Origin of the sequence: Actinomadura geliboluensis (assembly GCF_005889745.1) — a bacterium.
GTDB classification, from domain to species: Bacteria; Actinomycetota; Actinomycetes; order Streptosporangiales; family Streptosporangiaceae; genus Spirillospora; species Spirillospora geliboluensis.
The window spans coordinates 1-6,759 of record NZ_VCKZ01000467.1 but is presented as its reverse complement, the minus strand read 5'-3'; the positions used below and the strand labels follow the sequence as shown (position 1 = coordinate 6,759).

The window sequence follows — 6,759 nt, the reverse complement described above, 5'->3', positions numbered from 1 at the left end:
GCCGAAGAAGACCGAGGACGTCCCCGCCGCCCCCGGCCCCAAGGACGGCGCCGACCCCGAGGCGTGACCCCACCGCTCAGGATGGCGGCCCGCGCGCAACCGCACGACGGGCCGCGTCGATCGCCCGTGGCCTGGTCGGGGGCGAGCGCGCGGTAGACGCCCCCGGTGGCGCGATGGCCGGAAAGCGCGGCGGACTGGTCAATATCGGCGGTGACCGAGATCTTGTCCGCCCGTTCGGATACCGTCGGGGAGGTGACAGACGTCGCGACCGCCGGACGACCGGCCGGTACGAACCGGCGCGCCACCGCGTTCCAGCAGCGTGCGCGCGGGCGCCGGACGGGTCCGCGCCGGCGGGCCTCTTCCATCCCCGCTTCCTTGCTCTCGATGTGCGATAACGCGCAATGTGCAATCATGTCGGCACCCCAGCCGCCTGTTTACTTCCGCTAAGTGAGTCCACATGCCGGGTCCAGGCAATGTCGGCGAACGTGTCCGCAACCTGCGGCTGACCAGACGCTTGTCGCAGGCACAGCTCGCCGGTCACGACCTTTCCGACAGCTACATCTCCCTCATCGAGTCGGGTAAGCGCACACCGACCCCGACGGTGCTGCGCATGCTCGCCGAGCGCCTCGGCTGCACCCCGGAGTACCTCGCGGAGGGGGTGGAGCCGGAGCAGCGCGCGCACCTGGAGGTGCGGGAGCGGCACGCCCACCTCGCGCTGCTGCGCGGCGACGCCGCCACCGCCGAGGCCGGCTTCGACGAGGTGATCGCCCGCAGCGACGACCCGGACCTGACGTCCCGCGCCCGCTGGGGGCGCGCCCGCGCCCTGGAGGAGCTGGGCCGGACGGACGCCGCGATCGCGCTGTTCGAGGAGCTGCGCGAGCAGGCCGAACGCGACCCGGGCCGGGCCAGCTGGCTGCCGCCCGTGATCGCGCTGGCCCGGTGCTACCACACCGTCGGCGACCTGGGGCAGGCCATCGCGCTCGGCGAGCGCGCCGTCGAGCGGCTCGAACAGCTCGGGCTCGGCGTCGGCAACGAGTTCACCGAGGCCGGGCGCATCCTGCTGCTCGCCTACGTGGACCGTTCTGACCCGGCGCGCGCGCACGACCTCGGCAGGCGGCTCCTCCACCCCGACGACTCCGCCGAGGCCGAGCCGGTGAGCGTCCACTACCAGCGGGCGAGCATGCGGGCCCTGGAAGAGGGCACGGTCGGCGACTCCCTGTACTTCGCCGACCAGGCGCTCACGGCACGTACGGATGCCACGCCTGTGCAGAGCCAGGCCCGTCTGGCCCTTGCCGGCGCCAAAGCACTGCTCAGGGGCGTCCTGCCGTTCTCGGTCGTCGCGGCGCCGGGTGCCATGCCGTCCGGTGAGTTCGGCGTCGAGCGTCCGCGCGCCGAAGGGTCGCGTGAGGCCGCGCAGGAGGCCCTGGCTCTCCTCCAGGCCACGGGGGACCTCGAAGGAGACGAGTTCACCGAGAGCACCATCGCCAAGGCGCGCGCGCTGGTCCTCATGGGCGAGCTGGACGACGCGATCGCCACGCTGGAGCAGTTCCTCAACACCGGCCTGGCCCTCGCTCCTCCGACGAGCACCCACAGCGTGACGCCGCAGCCCGGCAGCGACCTCGCCGTCCGCACGCAGAAGAGCGTGCTGGCCAGGCTCGTCCTAGCGCGGGCCCGTGTCGCCCAGGGCGACCATACGGCCGCCCAAGTGGTGCTGCGCGCCGCGTCCGAGCAGCTCGCGATGCTGGCTTCGGGCCGTCCGGCGGCACATCTCTACAGGGAACTGGGCGAGCTCTTCGAACTCGTCCAGGACAGCGAGAGCGCGGCCACCGCCTACCGTCAGGCGCTCCAGGCGGCGGGTCTCTCCGCGTCCCAGCTCATGTCGGCGTCCGGTGCGCGGGCTCCGTCCTTCCACGGCCAGCACGACGACCCCGCCCTCTGACACCGGCACACCGTCCGAGCACCGCCGGCGCTGACGTGTGCACGCCTGCGGGCACGAAGCCGATGTGAGGCATCTCCCGTCGAACGGGAACAAATCCAGCCTGATTACGCTTTACCCTTTAAACGTAGGATGACTGGTTGACCGGAGGTTGGACGATGACGTTGCGCACGGCTCGGCGGTCCTCCCTGGTCGACCAGGTGATCGCCCAGCTCAGGGACGAGATCGTCGGCGGGAACTGGCCGGTCGGCGCCAAGATCCCGCCGGAGCCGGTGCTGGCGGAGTCGCTGGGCGTCGGCCGCAACACCGTCCGCGAGGCCGTCCGCGCGCTCACCCACGCGGGCCTCCTCGAAAGCAGGCAGGGCGACGGGACGTACGTGCGCGCGACGAGCGAGCTGTCCGGGGCCGTCCGGCGGCGCCTGGAGCGGGCGGAGCTCATCGAGATCCTGGAGGTCCGGCGCGGGCTGGAGGTGGAGGCCGCGCGGCTCGCCGCGACCCGCCGCACGGAGGCCGACATCGCCGCCATCGCGGTCGCCCTCGGCCGCCGCGACGCCGCGCTGGCCGCCGGTGCGCACGAGACGTTCGTCGAAGCGGACCTCGCCTTCCACATGGCCGTGGTCGAGGCCACCCACAACCGCGTCCTGACGGACCTGTACCGCGACTTCAGCGCCGCGCTGCGGGCCAGCATCGGGACCGCCGGCGCCCTCCTCGAACACACCGACGTCCCCCACGGCCCCATCGCCGCCGCCGTCGAGGGCGGCGACGCGGACGCCGCGACCCGCGCCACCCACGCGTGCCTGGACCAGATCCTCGCCACCGCACTCGCCGGCCCCCGGCCGGGACGCGAGGCCGTGCATGAGCCCTGACCCCCGCGATCCGGAGCGCCGCGACGGCGACGTGATGCGGCCCCCCTGCCGCGCCGCGACCGCCCGACGCTGAGGCCCGTGAGCGGGCCGGACCAACACACCGCGCGTCACCCGGACGCGCGGCCCACCGAAGACTTCTCGCCCTGAGCAGGGGAGAACGCCGCTCCTGCGGCCGTCTCCCGCCCCGACGACGGGATCAGTGCGCATGCCGCGCCCGATCGTTCCCGGCCGTGCTGCGAAGGCGAACGACGACGACGAAGAAGACGTGCCCGGCCCCCGCCGGTGCGGACAGACGATGAGCAAGGTGAGATGAACAGTTCTGCGACGACTCCGGTTTCCCGCGCCACGGCCGTCTGGTCGCTGGTCGGGCTGGTCCTGCTGACGGTCAACCTGCGGGCGGCGATCACCGGCATCGCCCCCGTCCTCGGCGAGCTGCGGGACGTCTTCGGGCTGTCGGGCGCCGAAGTGGGCGTCCTCACCACGCTGCCGGTGCTGTGCCTGGGCGTCTTCGCGGCCGTGGCGCCGCTCGCGGCGCGCCGGTTCGGCGCCGAGACCGCCATCGCCGGCTCCCTCGTCATGATCACCGCGGGGATCGTGCTCCGCGTGGTGCAGTCCCCGGTGTCACTGTTCGTTGGAACGATCCTGGCGGGCGCGGGGATCGCGATGGGCAACGTCCTCATGCCGGCCGTCATCAAGCGCGCGTTCCCGACCCGCGTGGGCTCGCTCACCGGCCTCGCCATGATGCTCATGGCGGCCAGCGGCGCCATCGCGGCCGGGCTCGCGGTCCCGCTGGACGAGGCGGGCGGCTGGCGGCTCGCGCTCGCCATCTGGGCCGTCCCGTCCCTGATCGCCGTGCTGGTCTGGGGGCCGCTCGCGCTCCGCGTCCGCCGCGAGCCGCGCGCCGCGGCACCGGCCGCCGCCGCCCCGCGCGGTGAAGGATCGCTGCTGCGCTCCCCGACCGCCTGGCACGTCGCGGCCTTCATGGGGCTGGCGTCGCTGATGTTCTACGTGCTGATGTCGTGGCTGCCGGAGATCATGCAGGACGCCGGGTTCGCGCCCGCGGCCGCCGGGATGATGGTCTCCGCGATGCTGATCGTCGGGATCCCGCTGGGGTTCGTCGTCCCGGTGTTCGCGGCGCGGCTGCGCGACCAGCGCCCCCTCGTCGTCGCCGTCGCCGCGACCATGGTGGTGGGCGTCGGCGGGCTGATGCTCGCTCCGTCCGCCGGCTGGACCTGGGTGATCGTCCTCGGCCTCGGCACCGGCAGCGCGTTCCCGCTGGCGTACACGCTGCTCAGCCTGCGCTCGCCGAGCCCGCACGTGGCGGCGGCGCTGTCCGGGATGGCGCAGACGGGCGGCTATCTCCTCGCGGGCGCCGGCCCGCTCGCGGTCGGGGTGCTGCACGACGCCACGGGCGGCTGGAACGTCCCGCTGGTGCTGCTGCTCGCGCTGGTCGTGCCGGAGGTCGTGTTCGGGCTGCTGGCGGCGCGCCCCGGGTTCGTCCAGCCGGCGCGTCAGCGCACCGGCCCGAAGCACGCCCGCGCTCTGGAGCCCGCCGCCCGGACCCGCTGACCGGCGTCAGCTCATGTCGACGGCGTCCAGGTCCAGGACGCGCGCGTGCAGGACCTGCCGCTGGTGCAGTGCGGCCCGCAGTGCCCGGTGCAGGCCGTCCTCCAGGTAGAGCTCACCGTGCCACTGGACGACGTGCGGGAACAGGTCGCCGTAGAACGTGGAGTCCTTGGAGAGCAGCGACTGGAGGTCCATCTCCCGCTTAGTGCTGACGAGCTGGTCGAGGCGGACCTGGCGGGGCGGGATCTTGGCCCAGTCCCGGGACGAGAGCCCGTGGTCCGGGTAGGGCCTGCCATCACCGACCGCCTTGAAGATCACACTTCGAGTCTACGGCGTCGGCCCCACCCGGAGAAGGCAACGCAACAACATGCGTCACTCGACTTACGGACTCAGTAAACCAGTTACCGCCCAGGTCAACCGGCCCGTCACTAAGTTCCCTCCAGTCGCCGCCCTGCTGGCCGGGCACACGCGGAGCCGCCCGGGGCCAGGGCATGCGAAAGGCCGGTGCCCGTGTCGGGCACCGGCCTCGGTGCGGCGGAGGATGCGAGATTCGAACTCGCGAGCGCTTGCACGCAACACGCTTTCCAAGCGTGCGCCCTAGGCCACTAGGCGAATCCTCCACGGGGAAGCCTACCGGGTCTCGGGCAGTGACCTGACATCAATTACGGCGGAGACCGGGATCGGTCCGTAGACGTGCGGGAAGACCGCGTCCCCGACGGGCTCGTGGCGGACGGGAGCGTCCAGGCGGGACACGTCGATGACCAGCAGAACCAGATCTTCCCGGTCGATACCGCTATAGAAGCGGGCGAGGACGCCGTCCACCTGGGACATGTCGGACGAGCAGTGGATGAAACCCTCGTCGTCCAGCGTCCGGCCCAGCGTGGACATGGTGTACGACACACCGGCGGCGCGGGCGGATTCCCAGTGGGTCCGTTCGGCGATGTGCAGGAGGGTGTCCTCGGATGCGGCGGGCATGAGGCGGAGACTACGCGGGAACCGTGGCAATCCACGGCCGGGGATGCCATAGACTCTGGGTAGACCCCTCGCATGGCGTCACCCTGTGAACCTCCCCAGGGCCGGAAGGCAGCAAGGATAAACAGGCTCTGGCGGGTGTGCGGGGGGTCCTTTCGCTTCTGACGCTCTGCTTCTCCAGGAGGGCGGACCCCCGATGAGTCTGGCGCTGTACCGCAAGTACCGGCCAGCGACGTTCGCCGAGCTGAAGGGACAGGAGCACGTCGCGGAGCCGCTGCAGCAGGCCCTGCGCAACGGCCGGATCAACCACGCGTACCTGTTCAGCGGTCCGCGCGGGTGCGGCAAGACCTCCAGCGCCCGGATCCTCGCCCGCTCCCTGAACTGCGAACAGGGGCCGACGCCCGACCCGTGCGGCAAATGCGACTCGTGCGTCGCGCTCGGCCCGTCCGGGACGGGGCACATCGACGTCATCGAGATCGACGCCGCGTCCCACGGCGGTGTCGACGACGCCCGCGACCTGCGGGAGCGCGCGTTCTTCGCGCCGGTGTCGGCGCGCTTCAAGGTGTACATCATCGACGAGGCGCACATGGTCACCCGCGAGGGCTTCAACGCGCTGCTGAAGCTCGTCGAGGAGCCGCCGCCGCACCTGAAGTTCGTGTTCGCGACGACCGAGCCCGAGAAGGTCATCGGGACGATCCGCTCCCGGACCCACCACTACCCGTTCCGGCTGATCCCGCCCGGCGTGCTGCAGGAGCTCGTCGAGGAGATCCTGAAGGCGGAGGACGTCCCCTACGAGACGTCCGCGCTGCCGCTGGCGGTGCGCGCGGGCGCCGGCTCCGCCCGCGACACGCTGTCGATCCTGGACCAGCTCCTCGCCGGGTCGGACGAGAAGGGCATCACCTACGCGCGGGCCGTCTCACTGCTCGGCTACACCGACTCCGCCCTGCTGGACGAGGTCATCGCGGCCTTCGCGGCCCGCGACGGCGCCGCCGTCTTCTCCGCGATCGACCGCGTCGTCGAGAGCGGCCAGGACCCGCGCCGCTTCACCGCCGACCTGCTGGAACGCGTCCGCGACCTGGTGATCCTGTCGAACGTCCCCGAGGCGGGCGGGACGGGCCTGCTGAACGTCCCGCCGGACGAGCTGGAGGCGATGCGGCGCCAGGCGTCCTCCATGGGCCCGGGGGAGCTGACCCGCGCCGCCGACCTGCTGCACACCGGCCTCACCGAGATGCGCGGCGCCACGTCCCCGCGGCTGCTGCTGGAACTGATCTGCGCCCGCATCCTGCTGCCCGCCGCCTACGAGGACGAGGCGTCCATGTTCGCCCGCCTCGACCGCCTGGAGCGCCAAGCCTCCCAGGGCGCCCTCGCCGCACGTCAACCCCGACATGCCCGCCCAGGGGTCGGGCACGTCATCGCTCC

The 6,759-nt window shown here is 72.3% G+C and carries 6 protein-coding genes, 1 tRNA gene and 1 other RNA gene; 5 read left to right on the top strand and 3 right to left on the bottom strand.

The window, feature by feature from the left end; translation table 11 throughout:
* Positions 1–457: 457 nt before the first annotated feature.
* From ETD96_RS38650 to ETD96_RS38640, 3 genes are all read left to right on the top strand, one after another.
* A complete protein-coding gene (locus ETD96_RS38650) occupies positions 458–1,939 on the top strand; it encodes a helix-turn-helix transcriptional regulator (RefSeq protein ID WP_138641453.1) in 1,482 nt (493 codons plus the stop codon).
* A 155-nt stretch (positions 1,940–2,094) separates the two neighbouring features.
* Entirely contained in the window at positions 2,095–2,802 is a 708-nt protein-coding gene (locus tag ETD96_RS38645) for a FadR/GntR family transcriptional regulator (RefSeq protein ID WP_138641452.1), read from the top strand.
* 309 nt (positions 2,803–3,111) lie between these two features.
* Entirely contained in the window at positions 3,112–4,371 is a 1,260-nt protein-coding gene (locus ETD96_RS38640) for a CynX/NimT family MFS transporter (RefSeq protein WP_138641451.1), read from the top strand.
* A gap of 6 nt (positions 4,372–4,377) precedes the next feature.
* Here the strand turns inward: ETD96_RS38640 and ETD96_RS38635 are convergent, their stop codons facing one another.
* From ETD96_RS38635 to ETD96_RS38625, 3 genes are all read right to left on the bottom strand, one after another.
* Entirely contained in the window at positions 4,378–4,686 is a 309-nt protein-coding gene (locus ETD96_RS38635; RefSeq protein WP_138641450.1) for a type II toxin-antitoxin system VapB family antitoxin, read from the bottom strand.
* A 217-nt stretch (positions 4,687–4,903) separates the two neighbouring features.
* Positions 4,904–4,988: transfer RNA gene (locus ETD96_RS38630), tRNA-Ser, on the bottom strand.
* Positions 4,989–4,998: 10 nt separating this feature from the next.
* Positions 4,999–5,343 carry a DUF952 domain-containing protein gene (locus ETD96_RS38625; protein ID WP_138641449.1) on the bottom strand — a complete coding sequence of 115 codons (345 nt, stop codon included), beginning with the start codon at positions 5,341–5,343 and terminating at the stop codon, positions 4,999–5,001.
* 59 nt (positions 5,344–5,402) lie between these two features.
* Here ETD96_RS38625 and ffs point away from each other — a divergent pair.
* Together ffs and ETD96_RS38615 are read left to right on the top strand one after the other, a co-directional pair.
* Positions 5,403–5,498: signal recognition particle sRNA small type (gene ffs, locus ETD96_RS38620), an RNA gene on the top strand.
* A 38-nt stretch (positions 5,499–5,536) separates the two neighbouring features.
* The coding region (locus tag ETD96_RS38615) for a DNA polymerase III subunit gamma and tau (RefSeq protein ID WP_138641448.1) at positions 5,537–6,759 on the top strand (1,223 nt) is incomplete at its 3' end.

What these genes read in the sequence shown, in the direction of transcription:
- ETD96_RS38650 (WP_138641453.1), top strand. Translation starts at nt 458, where the DNA reads ATGCCGGGTCCAGGCAATGTCGGCGAACGTGTCCGCAACCTGCGGCTG.
- ETD96_RS38645 (WP_138641452.1), top strand. Translation starts at nt 2,095, where the DNA reads ATGACGTTGCGCACGGCTCGGCGGTCCTCCCTGGTCGACCAGGTGATC.
- ETD96_RS38640 (WP_138641451.1), top strand. Translation starts at nt 3,112, where the DNA reads ATGAACAGTTCTGCGACGACTCCGGTTTCCCGCGCCACGGCCGTCTGG.
- ETD96_RS38625 (WP_138641449.1), bottom strand. Translation starts at nt 5,343, where the DNA reads ATGCCCGCCGCATCCGAGGACACCCTCCTGCACATCGCCGAACGGACC.